The sequence below is a fragment of the Chryseobacterium soldanellicola genome, assembly GCF_900100115.1.
Lineage (GTDB): Bacteria > Bacteroidota > Bacteroidia > Flavobacteriales > Weeksellaceae > Chryseobacterium > Chryseobacterium soldanellicola.
This window is the reverse complement of the sequence record NZ_FNKL01000003.1, coordinates 890,726-906,616: the sequence shown is the minus strand read 5'-3', so window position 1 is coordinate 906,616 and position 15,891 is coordinate 890,726. Positions and strand designations below refer to the sequence as shown.

14 protein-coding genes are annotated in these 15,891 nt (G+C 35.6%); 8 read left to right on the top strand and 6 right to left on the bottom strand.

Features of this window, described 5'->3' with window-relative positions:
- Positions 1–63 precede the first annotated feature (63 nt).
- The 4 genes from BLT04_RS13540 to BLT04_RS13525 all read right to left on the bottom strand — a co-directional run bounded on the left by BLT04_RS13540 (position 64) and on the right by BLT04_RS13525 (position 3,920).
- Positions 64–666 (bottom strand): DNA polymerase ligase N-terminal domain-containing protein, encoded by a 603-nt coding sequence (locus BLT04_RS13540; protein WP_089756309.1) that lies wholly within the window; start codon positions 664–666, stop codon positions 64–66.
- Complete coding sequence (gene ku / locus BLT04_RS13535) at positions 666–1,451, bottom strand: non-homologous end joining protein Ku (protein WP_089756308.1); 786 nt, start codon at positions 1,449–1,451, stop codon at positions 666–668. The genes BLT04_RS13540 and ku overlap by 1 nt, the downstream gene beginning before the upstream one ends.
- 212 nt (positions 1,452–1,663) lie before the next feature.
- Entirely contained in the window at positions 1,664–3,418 is a 1,755-nt protein-coding gene (gene aspS, locus BLT04_RS13530) for an aspartate--tRNA ligase (protein ID WP_089756307.1), read from the bottom strand.
- 142 nt (positions 3,419–3,560) lie between these two features.
- Positions 3,561–3,920 (bottom strand): ankyrin repeat domain-containing protein, encoded by a 360-nt coding sequence (locus BLT04_RS13525; RefSeq protein WP_089756306.1) that lies wholly within the window; start codon positions 3,918–3,920, stop codon positions 3,561–3,563.
- Positions 3,921–4,179: 259 nt separating this feature from the next.
- Here BLT04_RS13525 and BLT04_RS13520 point away from each other — a divergent pair, with 259 nt between their 5' ends.
- Entirely contained in the window at positions 4,180–5,574 is a 1,395-nt protein-coding gene (locus tag BLT04_RS13520) for an MATE family efflux transporter (RefSeq protein WP_089756305.1), read from the top strand.
- Positions 5,575–5,657: 83 nt separating this feature from the next.
- On the top strand, positions 5,658–5,777 hold the full coding sequence (locus BLT04_RS13515; RefSeq protein ID WP_089756304.1) for a 30S ribosomal protein THX: 120 nt from the start codon (positions 5,658–5,660) through the stop codon (positions 5,775–5,777).
- Between the two features lie 65 nt (positions 5,778–5,842).
- On the opposite strand, the gene BLT04_RS13510 is transcribed toward BLT04_RS13515, so the two are convergent.
- A complete protein-coding gene (locus BLT04_RS13510) occupies positions 5,843–6,502 on the bottom strand; it encodes a DUF937 domain-containing protein (protein ID WP_089756303.1) in 660 nt (219 codons plus the stop codon).
- 238 nt (positions 6,503–6,740) lie between these two features.
- Positions 6,741–7,250 carry a DUF2480 family protein gene (locus tag BLT04_RS13505; RefSeq protein WP_089756302.1) on the bottom strand — a complete coding sequence of 170 codons (510 nt, stop codon included), beginning with the start codon at positions 7,248–7,250 and terminating at the stop codon, positions 6,741–6,743.
- 162 nt (positions 7,251–7,412) lie between these two features.
- Here BLT04_RS13505 and lpxB point away from each other — a divergent pair, with 162 nt between their 5' ends.
- From lpxB to BLT04_RS13475, 6 genes are all read left to right on the top strand, one after another.
- The gene (gene lpxB, locus BLT04_RS13500; protein ID WP_089756301.1) at positions 7,413–8,516 is read left to right on the top strand and encodes a lipid-A-disaccharide synthase; all 1,104 of its coding nucleotides are present in this window, start codon (positions 7,413–7,415) and stop codon (positions 8,514–8,516) included.
- Positions 8,517–8,660: 144 nt separating this feature from the next.
- Positions 8,661–10,430, top strand: a complete 1,770-nt coding sequence (locus BLT04_RS13495) for a ComEC/Rec2 family competence protein (RefSeq protein WP_089756300.1) — start codon at positions 8,661–8,663, stop codon at positions 10,428–10,430.
- A gap of 145 nt (positions 10,431–10,575) precedes the next feature.
- The gene (locus tag BLT04_RS13490; protein WP_089756299.1) at positions 10,576–11,241 is read left to right on the top strand and encodes a succinate dehydrogenase cytochrome b subunit; all 666 of its coding nucleotides are present in this window, start codon (positions 10,576–10,578) and stop codon (positions 11,239–11,241) included.
- Positions 11,242–11,254: 13 nt separating this feature from the next.
- Positions 11,255–13,267, top strand: a complete 2,013-nt coding sequence (locus BLT04_RS13485) for a fumarate reductase/succinate dehydrogenase flavoprotein subunit (protein WP_089756298.1) — start codon at positions 11,255–11,257, stop codon at positions 13,265–13,267.
- A 24-nt stretch (positions 13,268–13,291) separates the two neighbouring features.
- A complete protein-coding gene (locus BLT04_RS13480) occupies positions 13,292–14,059 on the top strand; it encodes a succinate dehydrogenase/fumarate reductase iron-sulfur subunit (RefSeq protein WP_089756297.1) in 768 nt (255 codons plus the stop codon).
- 135 nt (positions 14,060–14,194) lie between these two features.
- Entirely contained in the window at positions 14,195–15,748 is a 1,554-nt protein-coding gene (locus BLT04_RS13475; protein WP_089756296.1) for a TlpA family protein disulfide reductase, read from the top strand.
- Positions 15,749–15,891 lie beyond the last annotated feature (143 nt).

Below are 15,891 nucleotides of genomic sequence, written 5' to 3'. Positions count from 1 at the left end.
TCTCTAGTTTTTTTTCATCAACTAAAGAATTAAATCGTTGAAATCTAGGCTTCGTTTCAGAAGTTATGACTTTTTTTTGCTGCTTTTTAGGCTTTTTTTTTCCTCTAAAAATTGGGTAACCTGAGAATTTTTCGCGGTATTTTCTTCAGCATCATAATGTTCTTCAGCAAATTCGTCTTTATGTTTAATCAAAAGCCAGGAATTATTTTCGGCATTTTTCATTTTAACTAAAGCAAATTCGCCTTTCAGTTTTTTGCCATGTAAAATGAATTTTAATGAACCCGCTTTTAATTCTTTCAACAATTCTTTTTCATTCGAAAGTTTGCTGGTTTGATCCAAAGGCTCATACGTTCCGCTGTCCCAAACTTCTACTTGTCCGGCTCCGTAATTTCCTTCAGGAATATTTCCTTCAAAATCTTTGTAATCATAAGGATGATCTTCCACCATCATGGCAAGACGTTTGTCTTTCGGATCCAATGACGGACCTTTCGGAACGGCCCAGCTTTTCAGAACGCCTTCCATTTCCAACCTGAAATCATAATGAAGACGTGACGCGGCATGCCTTTGAATCACAAAAATCAGCTTGTCTTTACTTTTTTTTGCTTTTCCTTTGGGTTCGGTTGTCTCGTCGAACTTCCGTTTTTCGTTATAATCTTTGAGAGCCATTACGATGCGTTTTTAGATTTTGGACTTTGTAAACTGGCTTTTAGCTGTGCCATCAAATCAATCACTTTACCTTCTTTTGCAGGCTCAGCTTTTTTAGCTTTTACATTCTTACCTTTCGCTTTTTGCTTGATAATTTTCATTAAAGATTCAGAATAAGTGTCTTTATACATTTCAGGATCAAATTTCTGCGAAAGTTGTTCGATAAGGCTTACCGCCATTTTAAGCTCGGCAGGTTTCGGAGCTTTTTTGGCAGGGATTTTTAAGTCTTTGTAATCTCTGATCTCCTGCGCAAATCTTAATCGGTTCAGAACCAGAACCTCATCATTATAAGGTCGAATCATTCCGATGGCTTCACTTTCACGGAGAACGAAAGTTCCAACGCCTACCATTTCTGTTTCAGCTAAAGCTTTTAATAAAAGCCTATAAGCGTTTTCCCCGTTTTTCTGTGGTTCAAGAAAATAAGGGTTTTCAAAATAAACGGAATCGACCTCAATTTCTTTTACAAACTGATCGATAGAAAGTATTTTGCTTTTTTCGGGGCTTGCGGCTTCGTAATCTTCATCTTCGAGAATGATGTATTTATCATCCATGAGATAACCTTTCACAATGTTTTCCCATTTTACTTCTTTGCCTGTATTTTCGTTGACTCTTTTGAATTTAATATTCGAAAAATCAGATTTGTCAAGCATATCCAAATCAAGCTTGCTGGTTTCTACCGCCGAATAAATCTTTACAGGAATATTGACTAATCCAAAGCCAATGGCACCGTTCCAAATTGCTTTCATTGTCTTACGTTTTAAAAGAAACTACAATGATTGTGCCGAGTGAAAAATATTTTATTGAATGTGGTATTTAAGGTAAAATTTTATTTTTAATTCAATTGAGGACTAAAAAAAACTTCATTATAATGAAAACATCTCGATTTGGACCTCTATAGGATGATATGAGTTGTGATGTTGAGAAACAAAAAAGCGGAGAAAAAATCTCCGCTTCTAATTTATGCTTTTAAATTTAATTTCAATTCCAATTCATCGAGTTGTTCATCAGCGATTGCAGCCGGCGCGTCGATCATCACATCACGTCCTGAGTTATTCTTAGGGAAAGCAATATAATCTCTGATCACTTCATTTCCGTCAAGAATTGCCACCAAACGGTCAAACCCAAAGGCTAAACCACCGTGAGGCGGAGCACCATATTTGAAGGCGTTCATTAAGAATCCGAACTGAGCTTCTGCTTCTTCTTTAGAGAATCCTAATAAGTCAAACATTCTTGACTGTAGATCTTTATCAAAAATTCTGATCGAACCACCACCGATTTCATTTCCGTTCAATACCATATCGTAAGCGTTGGCTCTTGCTTTTCCTGGATCAGTTTCTAATAGATGAATATCTTCTGGCTTTGGAGAGGTGAAAGGGTGATGCATGGCGTGGTAACGTCCGCTTTCCTCGTCAAATTCCAATAATGGAAAATCAACCACCCAAAGGGGTGCGAAAACGTCTCCTTTTCTTAATCCTAAACGGTTTCCAAGCTCCATTCTTAATGCTGAAAGCTGAGTTCTTACTTTGTGCTCGTTGCCTGAAAGAATTAACATTAAATCTCCTTCTTTTGCTCCGAATTTATCAATAATTTTCGCTAAATCTTCTTCGTTGTAGAATTTATTCACAGAAGAAGTTTTCACCCCGTCATTCTGGAATTTAGCCCAAACCATTCCTGAAGCTCCAATTTGAGGTCTTTTCACCCAATCCACAAGCTCGTCGATTTGCTTTCTTGTATAATCTGCACAACCTTCAACATTGATTCCGACAACCAATTCGGCGTCATCAAATATTTTGAAATCTTTTCCTTTTACTAATTCATTCAATTCCACGAATTCCATTCCGAAACGGATATCCGGTTTGTCGTTTCCGTATTTCTGCATCGCATCGGCGAACGTCATTCTTGGGAACGCTCCAAATTCCTGACCTGTAATGTCTTTGATCAAAGTTTTCGTCATTCCTTCAAAAACATTCATCACGTCTTCCTGCTCTACAAAAGCCATTTCGCAGTCGATTTGGGTAAATTCCGGCTGTCTGTCGGCTCTCAAATCCTCGTCACGGAAACATTTAACAATCTGGAAATATTTATCCATTCCACCGACCATTAATAATTGTTTGAAAGTCTGTGGAGACTGTGGCAATGCGTAAAACTGTCCCGGATTCATTCTGCTCGGAACAACGAAGTCTCTCGCTCCTTCCGGAGTAGATTTAATTAAAACCGGAGTTTCAACCTCGATAAATCCTTCGTCTGAAAGATAATTTCTGACTTTCTGTGCCATTTTGTGACGGAAAATCAGTTTATCTCTTACCGGAGCTCTTCTGATGTCCAGGTAACGGTATTTCATTCTTAATTCTTCACCACCATCCGTTTCGTCCTCAATCGTGAAAGGCGGAAGCTGAGATTCATTAAGAACGTGTAATTTTTCAACTAAAATTTCAATTTCTCCTGTTGGAATATTGGGGTTTTTGCTTACTCTTTCAATAACTTTTCCTGTAACCTGAATGACAAATTCACGGCCCAGTTTTTTTGCATTTTCCATCAATTCCGCTGTAGAACGGTCCTGATCGAAAACCAGCTGAGTAATTCCGTAACGATCCCGAAGATCTATCCAAATCATAAATCCTTTATCACGAATGGTCTGTACCCATCCTGAAAGTGTAACTTCTTCATTAAGATTTTTGAGAGATAATTCTCCGTTTGTGTGCGATCGAAACATAATTATTTGTTTAAAGTTCAATGTTTAAGGTTCAATATCTTGCCCCTTGAATTTCCGTTTGCAAAGATAAGATTTTTGAGGGTTTTAAAAACAAAAAAACTTCCAATAAGGAAGTTTTGATATATTTAATTTTTCAGGCTGATTAATTCTTTTTAGCTCCTTTTTTCACTAAAATTTTTGCCAGCTCAGGTTTTTTATACGTGTCGGCAGCCATTAATGGCGTCTGATTGGAACATGCTTTATTTACATCTGCGTTATTGCTGAGCAAATAATTAAAGATATTTTTTCTGTCGTGTATCACGCTGAATGTAAGTAAGCTGAATGAAGTTTCTTTAATGTCAAAACATTTATTGTAATCTTCTTTCGGGAAAAACTTTTTAAAAGTTTCAATATTATCTGTCTGAAAAGCTTTTCTCTGGTCTTTTGTCATTTGTTGAGCAAATAACATACTTGTAAATGCAAACATTCCGAAAACCAAGGTAGTAGAGATTATTTTTTTCATGAAAATTTTATTTTTATAAGAATATACAAATCTAAATTATTTTTTTGATACATTTTACAAACTTTCAATAAGATTTGCATTGCTGACTCTAAATCGATAAAGATTTTTTTGAAAATGTATATTTTTGATCAGTTTCATCTTTTATGATTAAATCAATATTTTCGTTTTTTTCATCTTAATTTAAATTTTTTGAAAAACTTTTCATATGCCAATTATTAATCATTTTTGAATCTATACTTTTGGGAAAGATAATTTGATTATGACAAAATATATAAACTTTTTAAAGAAAGCTTTAAGTGGTGAAGAAGTTGATTATACCAAAATCAGCATCAGAAATGCTGTACTTCTTCTGGCAATTCCTATGATGCTGGAAATGGCAATGGAATCTGTTTTTGCGCTTGTTGATCTGTATTTTGTCGGCCATCTTAAGGAAAGTGGTTATGCTATACAAACGGTCGGGCTTACGGAATCTGTACTTTCAATCATGTATTCCATTGCGATTGGGATGAGCATGGCGGCGACGGCTTTGGTAGCCAGAAGAATTGGGGAAAAGAACCAGGAGCAGGCCTCAAAAAGTGCAGCCCAGGTATTGCTCGTTTCCTTTGCCGTGACTTTTATTCTGAGCTTGTTTGGAGTGATTTATGCCCAAGAAATCCTGATTTTAATGGGTTCTAAGCCTGAAGCAGCAGCCTACGGAAAAGATTTTACCCGGATTATGATGGGAAGCAGCGTTATTATTATGCTTTTATTCTTAATTAACGGGATTTTCAGAGGGGCAGGAAATGCTGCAATTGCCATGAAAAGTCTTTGGATCGCGAATATTGCCAACATTATTCTTTGTCCGATTTTGATTAAAGGGTTCGGGCCGATCCCGGCGATGGGTTTAACGGGTGCAGCTTTGGCGACAACAATCGGCAGAAGTATCGGAGTTTTATACCAATTGTATCATTTGTTGATTGCAGATTCTCAGATTCGGATTAAGTCAAGTTTTTTCAAGCCGGATTTCAGAATGATAAAATCAATTGTGAAAATTGCCACACCGGGAATTTTTCAGTTTGTAATTGCTTCGTGCAGCTGGATCTTTTTGGCTCAATTGGTGGCAACAACAGGTGGGGAAAATGCTTCGGCTGGATATCAGACGGCACTTCGGTTAATGATGTTCTTTATGCTTCCGGCTTGGGGATTGAGTAATGCGGCATCAACATTGGTCGGGCAGAACATGGGCGCAAATGAAATGCTCCGGGCCGAGCAATCTGTTATGAAAACTGTGAAATATAATGTGATTTTTATGCTTGCCGTAAGTTTGATTTTTTTCTTTTTGGGAGATTTTCTGGTCAGTTTTTTCACAAAAGAAATTGAAATTAAAGATTTTGCTAAAAATGCACTGCATATTATGAGTATAGGCTTTATTTTCTACGGGATCGGGATGGTAATGATCAACGCCTTCAATGGGGCAGGAGATACCTGGACACCGACCTGGATCAATCTTTTCGGATTCTGGCTGTTTCAGATTCCGTTGGCGTATGTTCTTTCAAAACATTTCGGGTTAGGGCCAAAAGGTGTTTTTATTTCTATTCCGGGGGCCGAGGTTTTAATAACAATCGTATCCTTCATTTTGTTTAAAAAAGGAAAATGGAAAACAATTAAGGTTTAATTTATAATAATTTTAACAGCTTATTCTATTGAAATTCACTGCTTATTCGCTAAATTCGTAGCTATCAACAAATAATTATTACTATGGGAAAAGGAGATAAAAAATCAAAAAGAGGAAAGATTAATAATGGAAGCTATGGTAAAAGAAGACCTAGAAAAGATTCTAAAACAGTTGTAGCTTCAGAAGAAAAAGCTAAGAAATAGCAAAATAAAAAGACCAGAGAATTACTCCCTGGTCTTTTTGTTGATATACAAATTAAATTATTTTTTTATTTTCCACCGAAAAGACCTCCAAGAATATCGCCTAATCCGCCTCCGCTTTGTTGTTTCTGTTGATTTCCACCGCCTAAAACACTTCCTAAAATATCATTCAGAGGATTTCCTGAAGATTGTGATTGTCCGCCGCCAAGAACGCTTCCAAGAATATCATTCAGCGGGCTCGACTGTTGGTTTTGAGCCTGGTTTGAAGCATTTCCTAAAATTCCGCCCAATAAATCTCCCAAACCGCCTGCGCCAACATTATTCTGTTGTTTTTCTTTTCCGATATAGCCCATAATTACAGGCGCCAGCATAGCTAAAACAGGTCCGATTTTATCAATAGAAATCCCTGTATTTTGCGACAGCTGATTTTCTACATTTTGCTTGTCGCCTCCGAAAATGTGGCTGAGAATTGATCCGCCTTCCGCCTGTCTCGCTTCCAGTTGGGAAGAATCATTTAATATGCTTCCGTCGTGATCTTTATCTAAAGCATTATTCAACGCTTCAGCTTCTTTTGAATCCTGGGATTTGTTTCTAAGATACGAAATAACTAATGGCGCTGCTACAGCCAGCAAAGCAATAATCTGGTTTTTACTGATCCCGAATTTGTTCTCTGCCTGTTGGGCAACTTCGTTTCCCGTGTTCCCTGTAAGTAGGTCGATTAGACTCATGTTTGTGTTTGTTTTTTAATTGTTAAGTGAATCAAAGTTATCAAAAAATATTCCCTTACGATCTCTTTTAATCAAAAAATACTGTTAAAGTTTGCTGTTTCTTTAATTAATGTTAATCTTACAATTAAAAGCAGAATGAATCAGTTACACTTTAGCTTTAAATAAAAACTTCCCGTTAAATAAAATTAACGGGAAGTTTATAATAATAGTATTGAAATCTGATATCTGTTGAATTTCATCAATTTTTTAAAATTGGAACATTTGAGCACGCTTCCCCGAACATTAAGGACTTTACGATGGGCTGTAATTGCTCAACCAGCTCAATATAAGCGTTTTCCGGGATCTCTTTGTCTGAACACCCTTTTACCAACACTCTTTTTCCTCTCATTTCTTCGAAGTCATACGTCTGAATGGCATTGTGCATCAAAATAACTTCCAGATCGTCCTGATTTCCGAAAACTATCTTTTTAGTTACCGGTGTAAGTTTTGCCGTAATCAGAAAATAGGCCCAAAGCGGGACAATGGCATCCGCAGAATTGTAAATATATACATAGGTGTTCCGGTATTCTTCAATATCAATAGCTGCTACTTTTTCACGGAAATCTTTCTCTTTTAAAATCATTTCCATAAAAAGAAAATCTTTAAGATCAATCCCTTTTCTGGCTCCTTTTGGAACAAGATCGGTAAGGTCAAAATTGATCAAACCGCTTTCTGTAACTTTATTTCTTATTTCAAATTCTTCTGACATTTTTATCATTATCTTTGAACAAATTTACGAATTAAGATCGTAAATGGTTTAATTTGTTCTCTATTCCTTTCATAGAAACCTCCCATAATTCAAAATTGTTCTTATGGAATGAAAGTGAAAAGAAAGTTCTTGATGACATAAATAATAAGAGATTTCATAAAAATGAAGTATTACATCATCGCAGGTGAAGCTTCCGGAGATTTGCACGGGAGTAATTTAATGAAAGCTTTAAAGCAAAAAGATCCCAACGCAGAATTTCGTTTTTGGGGCGGTGATCTCATGACGGCACAGGGCGGAACTTTGGTAAAACATTACAAAGACTTGGCCTTCATGGGCTTTTTGGAAGTTGCGATGAATTTAAGAACCATTTTAAATAATATTAAAATCTGCAAAGAAGATATTAAAAATCATCAGCCCGATATTTTAATTTTAGTTGATTATCCGGGATTTAATTTAAGAATAGCAAAATTTGCCAAAGACTTAGGAATCAAGGTGGTATATTATATTTCGCCACAACTTTGGGCCTGGAAAGAAGGGAGAGTGGAGATTATCAAAAAATATGTTGATGAAATGATGGTAATTCTTCCATTTGAGGAAGATTTCTATAAAAAACATGGCGTTCATTCACATTTTGTGGGGCATCCGTTGTTAGATGCTATTTCAGGGCTGCAGGAAATTAATATTGAAAATTTTAAATCAGAAAACGGTTTAAACGAAAAAGAAATCATTGCACTTTTGCCGGGTTCCAGAAAGCAGGAAGTAGAAAAAATGTTGGAGATGATGCTTTCGGTAAGGCCTTACTTTAAAGAATATCAATTCGTTATTGCCGGTGCGCCAAGTCTTTCAAAAGATTTTTATCAGCAATATGTGGATGATAATGTGCATTTTGTATCCAATAAAACATATGATTTGTTGAGGTGTTCAAAGGCTGCTTTGGTAACTTCCGGAACAGCAACATTAGAGACTGCTTTATTGAATATTCCCGAAGTGGTCTGTTATAGAGGAAGTAAAATTTCTTACGCCATTGCAAAAAGACTAGTTAAAAATATTAAGTATATTTCTTTGGTAAATTTAATCATGGATCGTGAAGTTGTTAAAGAATTAATTCAAAATGATCTCAATACTAAAAACCTAGTTGAAGAATTGAAAAATATTCTGAATGGTGAAAAAAGAACTCAGCTGTTGCGGGAATACGAGCTCTTAAAGGAAAAGCTCGGCGGTAGCGGCGCAAGCAATAATGCGGCTGAGATTATTTTTAAGGTTTAAAATATTTAATTATTTATATCAATCGTAGGAAATTCTTCTACGATTTTTCTTTTATAAGACGAATGCTGCCTTGTTTTTGAAATTCTGAAAGGTTGACGTGTTATTTTTATTTCAAATAAATATTTTTGGGAACACAAATTTTGATTGAATAAACAGCCACTTTTAATTCTCGCTATCAGTTTTATCCTCGGGATTTTTTTTCAGGATAAATTTTCTTTGCATGAAAATGCAGTGGGTTTTCTTATTAGTATCTGCCTAATTATTTTAGCTTCCACATTTTCAAAAACATATTTTTTCTATAAATTAAGACCCTATTTTCTGATTCTGATGTTTTTCGGAATTGGAATTATTCTGCATTTTTTCAATACATTTTTGTCTGAAAAATTTTCTTTTTCTTCAAATGAAATAATTGTATTTAAAATTTCTAAAAAATTAAATTCAAACGAAAAAAATAAAAAATATGAAGCAGTCGCTCAAATTGGAGAAAATCATTTTAATACCGTTCTATATATTCCAAAAAACAATAAAGAGCTTGATTTTGAGCATTATTATAAAGCAAAAGCTTATGTTATAAAAACCAAATCTCCACAATATGATTTTCAGTTTGACTATTCAAAATATTTAAAAAGAAAAAGCATTGAATATCAATGTTATATTAATGAAGGGATTTTTTCGGCAAGAAGAAATGATGTACAATTTTTAGAAAATATTTCCCAGAAAAGACTCGAAGTTCTTCAGAATATTGATCGGTCTCAAATGTCTTCGCAAACAAAAGAGTTTTTAAAAGGAATTATTTTGGCAGACCGCACGGAAATAGATTCCAAAACCGCACAGGATTTTAACAGATCAGGATTGGTGCATTTTTTGGCAATTTCCGGGACACATATTGTTGTTATTTTTGGATTATTTTACTTCTTGCTAATTAAAATTCTTCCGTTAAAACTGAGAAAATTCGCAATTATTTTAAGTTTGATTTTTATCTGGCTGTTTGCCATATTCATTGGATTTGGAAATTCTGTTGTGCGATCCTGCATCATGTTAAGCGTATATTTTATATATGTATTGCTTCAAAGGAAGCCGGATTTGCTGCATTCTATGGCGTTATCGGCATTTCTCATTTTAATGATTGATACCCAGCAGATTTTTGATGTGGGATTTCAATTGAGTTTTCTTGCGGTTCTTGGGATTTTCTGGCTGAATCAGCCGATTTTAAAATATCTTCCCAAACAGGATAATGGGTTTAAAAAAATAATTTTCAATACCATTTCAATTTCTGTTTCGGCACAATTGGCAACGTTGCCTTTGGTTTTATATTATTTTCATCAGTTTTCATTTATTTCGATTATCGCTAATTTTTTCATCGTTCCGTTTTCAGAAATTATTATTGTCTTTTCGTTTGTAATGACATTTTTAATTGGTTTTAGAATTGATTTTGGTTTTATCGTTTTCATTTATGATTTTATTATTCAGGTACTTTTGAAAATAATTCATTGGTTTGCTGACTTTGAGGTATTATTTTTTGAAAATATTCCGATGAATCTTATTGAGGTTTTTTCTCTTTTTATAGTAATTTATTTATTAAGATTTGTGATTTCAAGATTTAATTTCAAAAATTCGATGAGGTTAATTATTGGTATTTTGGTTTTTTTTATTTTAAGATTCAGCTTTAATTTAATTGAATACCAGAAACAAGAAATTCTGGTTCACGATTTTTACAAGCATAAAGTGTTCTCAGTAAAAAAAGGCGATAAAGCCTGTTTTTGGATTGAGGAAAATTCAGATAAAAATAAAATTATCCAATATATTGTTAATCCGTATAATTCTTCAAGACGATTAAAACAAATTAAAATCAAGACTTTTCCCGGATCTGCCCGACAAGTTCTCTGCAATGGTAAAATCTACAATATAAATTAATTGTTAAGATTTTTGTTTTTCCCTTTATTGATAGTGTTTTAGCATCTTATTTAGAAAGATTACAAACTGGCTAATTGTGAGATTTCTCACTTTTCATTCTTGTTAACATTTCTTAATTTTGTGCAAATTCAAATTTAAACTTAATATGGCAGGTTTAACGAGTTCTACGATAGGTAGAAAATATGCTATGGCATTGTCGGCAATTTTTTTGCTGATATTTCTGGTGATGCACCTTTCTGTAAACCTCTTATCGGTTTTCGGTGAAGATGCTTACAACAATGCTTCGCAGTTTATGGGGTATAATCCTCTTATTCAATTTGTAATGCAGCCGATTCTGATGTTTGCTGTTGTTTTTCATTTTGTAATGGGCTTTGTTCTGGAAATTAAAAACCAAAAAGCACGTCCGATAAAATACGAGTCAAACAATCCTTCGAACAATTCTACATGGATGTCCAGAAATATGATTATTTCAGGAGCGGTGATTTTGGCATTTATCTTTCTTCATTTGTATGATTTCTGGCTTCATGAGATGAATTACAAATATGTAGACGGTCTGCCAATTGAAGAGACACGTTTCTGGGGAGATCTTCATGCAAAATTTGCGGATATCTGGAGAGTGGTTCTTTATGTTATTTCGTTTGTTTTATTAGGACTTCACTTAGGGCATGGCTTTCAGTCATCTTTCCAGTCAATTGGGGCAAGACATCCAAAATATACTCCGGTAATTATGGCTTTTGGGAAATGGTATTCTATACTTATTCCTGTAGGGTTTATTTTTATCGCAATTTTTCACTTTGTAACTCAATCATAATATCAGTATACTTATGAGTAAATTAGATTCAAAAATTCCAGCTGGTCCTTTAAAGGATAAATGGAAAAATCATAAAGACCATATGAACCTTGTTGCACCAAACAACAGAGATAAGATTGATATTATTGTTGTAGGTACAGGTTTGGCAGGTGGTTCTGCGGCAGCTACTTTAGCTGAGCAGGGATATAATGTAAAGGCATTCTGCTATCAGGATTCTCCCAGAAGAGCACACTCTATTGCAGCTCAAGGGGGAATTAATGCTGCTAAAAATTATCAGGGAGACGGTGACTCTACCTACAGATTATTCTATGATACCATCAAAGGTGGTGACTATAGAGCAAGAGAGGCAAACGTCTACAGATTAGCAGAAGTTTCTGCAAATATTATTGACCAGTGCGTTGCTCAGGGTGTTCCTTTCGGGCGTGAGTACGGGGGTCAGCTGGATAACCGTTCTTTTGGTGGAGTTCAGGTAAAAAGAACTTTCTATGCAAAAGGGCAGACAGGTCAGCAGTTATTATTGGGTGCCTATTCTGCAATGAGCCGCCAGATCGGTAAAGGTAGAATCAAAATGTATAACCGTCATGAAATGATGGATCTTGTGATTGTAGACGGAAAAGCAAGAGGAATCATCGCAAGAAATCTGGTAACAGGTGAGGTTGAAAGACATTCTGCTCACGCTGTGGTCATTGCTTCCGGAGGTTACGGAAACGTATATTTCCTTTCTACCAATGCAATGGGTTCAAACGTTTCTGCCGCTTGGAAAATCCACAAAAAAGGGGCGTATTTTGCAAACCCTTGTTATGTGCAGATTCACCCGACATGTATTCCTGTTCACGGAACACAGCAGTCTAAACTGACGTTGATGTCTGAATCATTAAGAAACTCAGGAAGAATCTGGGTCCCTAAGAAAATTGAAGATTCTGTAGCCATCAGAGAAGGTAAATTAAGACCTGAAAATATTAAAGAAGAAGATAGAGATTATTATTTGGAAAGAAGATATCCTGCATTCGGAAACCTGGTTCCTAGAGACGTTGCCTCCAGAGCCGGTAAAGAAAGATGTGATGCTGGTTTCGGGATCGAGAATAATGATACTAAAGAAGGTGTTTACTTAGATTTCTCTACAGAGATCATTAAAAAAGGTAAAGAAGCCGCTATCGAAAAACATATTCATAATCCTACAGATCAGCAGATCTATGATTTAGGAAAAGCTTGGATTGAGGAAAAATACGGTAACTTATTCGTAATGTACGAAAAGATTACTGCTGATGATCCTTACAAAACGCCAATGAAGATTTATCCTGCCGTTCACTATACAATGGGTGGTGTTTGGGTTGATTATAACCTACAGTCTACCATTCCCGGATGTTTCGTAATCGGTGAGGCTAACTTCTCAGATCACGGAGCCAACAGATTGGGAGCTTCTGCGTTGATGCAAGGTTTGGCAGACGGATATTTCGTTCTTCCTTACACGATTGCAGATTATCTTTCAGCAGATATCAGAACAGGAACAATTCCTACAACTTCTGGTGAATTTGATCAGGCTGAAAAAGAAATTAAAGATAAGATCAATTTCTTCTTAAATAATAAAGGAACGCATTCAGTAGATCATTTCCACAAAAAATTAGGACACATCATGTGGAATAAAGTAGGAATGGGAAGAACTCCTGAAGGCTTGAAAGAAGCTATTGCTGAAATTGCACAGGTGAAAAAAGAATTCTGGAGCGATGTAAAGGTTCCTGGCGATGCCGATGGAATGAATACTGAGCTTGAAAAAGCTTTCAGAGTTGCGGATTTCATTGAATTAGGACAATTAATGGCAATCGATGCACTACACAGAAATGAATCTTGTGGAGGACATTTCAGAGAAGATCATGCTACTCCTGAAGGGGAAGCAGAAAGAGATGATGTTAACTTCAAATATGTAGGCGCCTGGGAATATCAGACAGATGATATCACAACGGAAGTTCTGCATAAAGAAGATCTGATCTACGAAAACATTGAAGTTAAAGCAAGAAGTTACAAATAATCTCCAACCTATAAATAAATAATTATGAGTGCAAAAAAAGGCCTTCATCTTACCCTGAAAATTTGGAGACAAAAAAATAGCAAAACTAAAGGTCAGTTTGAGACCTATAAAATATCAGATGTTTCTACAGATTCTTCATTCTTAGAAATGTTAGACATTCTGAATGAAAACTTAATCAATGACGGAAAAGAGCCTATCGCTTTCGATCATGACTGTCGTGAAGGAATCTGCGGGATGTGTTCTCTATACATCAATGGTAGAGCGCACGGTCCTGATACGGGTATCACGACTTGCCAGCTTCACATGAGAATGTTCAAAGACGGTGAAACCATCGTTATAGAACCGTGGAGAAGTGCTGCTTTCCCTGTTATTAAAGATTTAATGGTAGACAGAAGCGCATTCGACAGAGTGATGGCTGCAGGTGGTTTCATTTCGGTGAACACTTCAGGTAATACCTTGGATGCCAATGCAATACCAGTTCCTAAAGAAGATGCAGACAAAGCGATGGATGCTGCGGCCTGTATCGGATGTGGAGCTTGTGTGGCTACTTGTAAAAACGGATCTGCAATGTTATTTGTCGGAGCTAAAGTTTCTCAGTTTGCATTACTTCCTCAAGGTAGAGTAGAGGCAAAACGTAGAGTTCTTAATATGGTAAAGGCAATGGACGAAGAAGGATTCGGAAACTGTTCAAACACAGGCGCTTGTGAAGTAGAATGCCCAAAAGGAATTTCTCTTGAAAACATCGCCAGAATGAACAGAGAATACATGGCAGCTCTTGCTGACAGAGGATAAAATTAATACAGATACCACAAAAAATCGTCTTCTTTATAGATGGCGATTTTTTTTAGTTAAATCTTTCATAAAAGTGCGATTTAGTTGCATTTAGTATATTGAAAAACTTATTTTTGCGTAATTATAAAATTCAAAATGAAAAAATATCTTTTATTGTTTATCATCGCGGTTTTTGCGATGTCTTGCTCTAAAAAAGTTGAAGTAAAAGGAAAAGTTACAGGAGGATCTCCGCTAGAAAGAATAGAATTCATCGAAGCTTCAGGTGTTGCTACATTACCACTGACAAACATTGGGGTAAACAACGACGGAAGTTTTTCAGGAAGTTTCGAGGCACCTAAAAACGGGATGTACGTGATTTCTTATGGAGGAAAACAAAATTTAGTGTATTTAAAAGGAGGTCAGACTCTTAATATTTCAGGTAATTCAATGACGTTCCCGAACGAATACGTGATTACCGGTGATGCGAAAAAGAATAATGATTTCTTCCTGGCAACTCAAAAATATCTTACAAATTATGCTCAGACCGTAAACATGAGAGAGCTGATGACGAAGGATGAAAAAACTTTCGTTCAGGGAATGGAGAAAGTGCAAAAGGATGTTGAGAAAAACATTGAAGAAAATGTGAAAAAATTCAGCCCGGATAATGAAGTTGTAAAATGGAAGAAAAACGATATCGCAAGTACAATTCTTTCTGTAATGAGCCAATATGAAATGATGAAGGGGCAAATGTCCGGTAACCCGTCTTTCAAAACTTCTAAAGTTTTCACTGATTTTGAAAACAAGCTGCAGGAAAATAAAGACGAAATGGTAAAAGAAAACCCTGCATACAGAAGCTATATTTTATCAAAAATGTCTCCTGATTTCCAAAAATATGCAGAAGGAAAAAGCAAAGGAAAAACTGATGTAACAACTTCTGAATTATTTACCCAATATTTAAAGGATAATAAAAAAGATCTGTCTCAGACAACCAAAGATTATCTTTTAGCTTTTGTGATGGCTCAATCTGATATTCATCCGGGAATGGATGCAAAAGTTTCTGATAAAATCAAAAAAATCATTGACGAAGATATCAAAGATGCAACCATTAAAAGTGATCTTGAGAAAATTCAGATTGCTGTAAACGGAATTAAAATCGGTGAAGCCGCTCCTGATGCATCTTTAATCAAACAAGACGGTAAAGCTTACAAGCTTTCTGAAAATAAAGGCAAACCCTATATGTTGTTTTTCTACGCATCATGGAATCCTTACATCTCTGAAGCTTCTGTTCCTGTATTAAAAGAAGTTGCTAATTTTTATAAATCAAAAATGAACTTTGTTTTCGTGAATGTTGACGATACTAAAGAACAGTTTATCAAAACCAGCAATTCTTTATTAAAAGGAATCCAGGCAACAAATGTTTACGGTGAAGGAGGCTTAAGCTCTGATATTGCTAAAAAATACGGAGTGTACGGATTTAAATTACCATGTTTCGTAATCATCGACAAAGATGGAAAAATCGCAAGCCGATCTTTCGTGAATCTTGGTGAGCCTGAATTGGTAACAATCTTAGACAAACTTACAGGGCTTTCTGCTCCAAAAGTAAATCCTAATGCACAGTTACAGCCACAAGCTGGTCTGCAAATGGATCCGTCTATGCAACAGGCACCACCGCCAGCTGCGGCAAATCCTCAACCGGCTCAGACAAAATAATAATTTACACAGGATAAAAAACCTTGTCTTCGGATAAGGTTTTTTTTATTGTATTTTTGCAAAATGAAATCGTAAGGTTTCAAACATTAGAAATAGAAAATTACAGATACAATCAGGAAGATTCCATTGTATCATATAGAAAA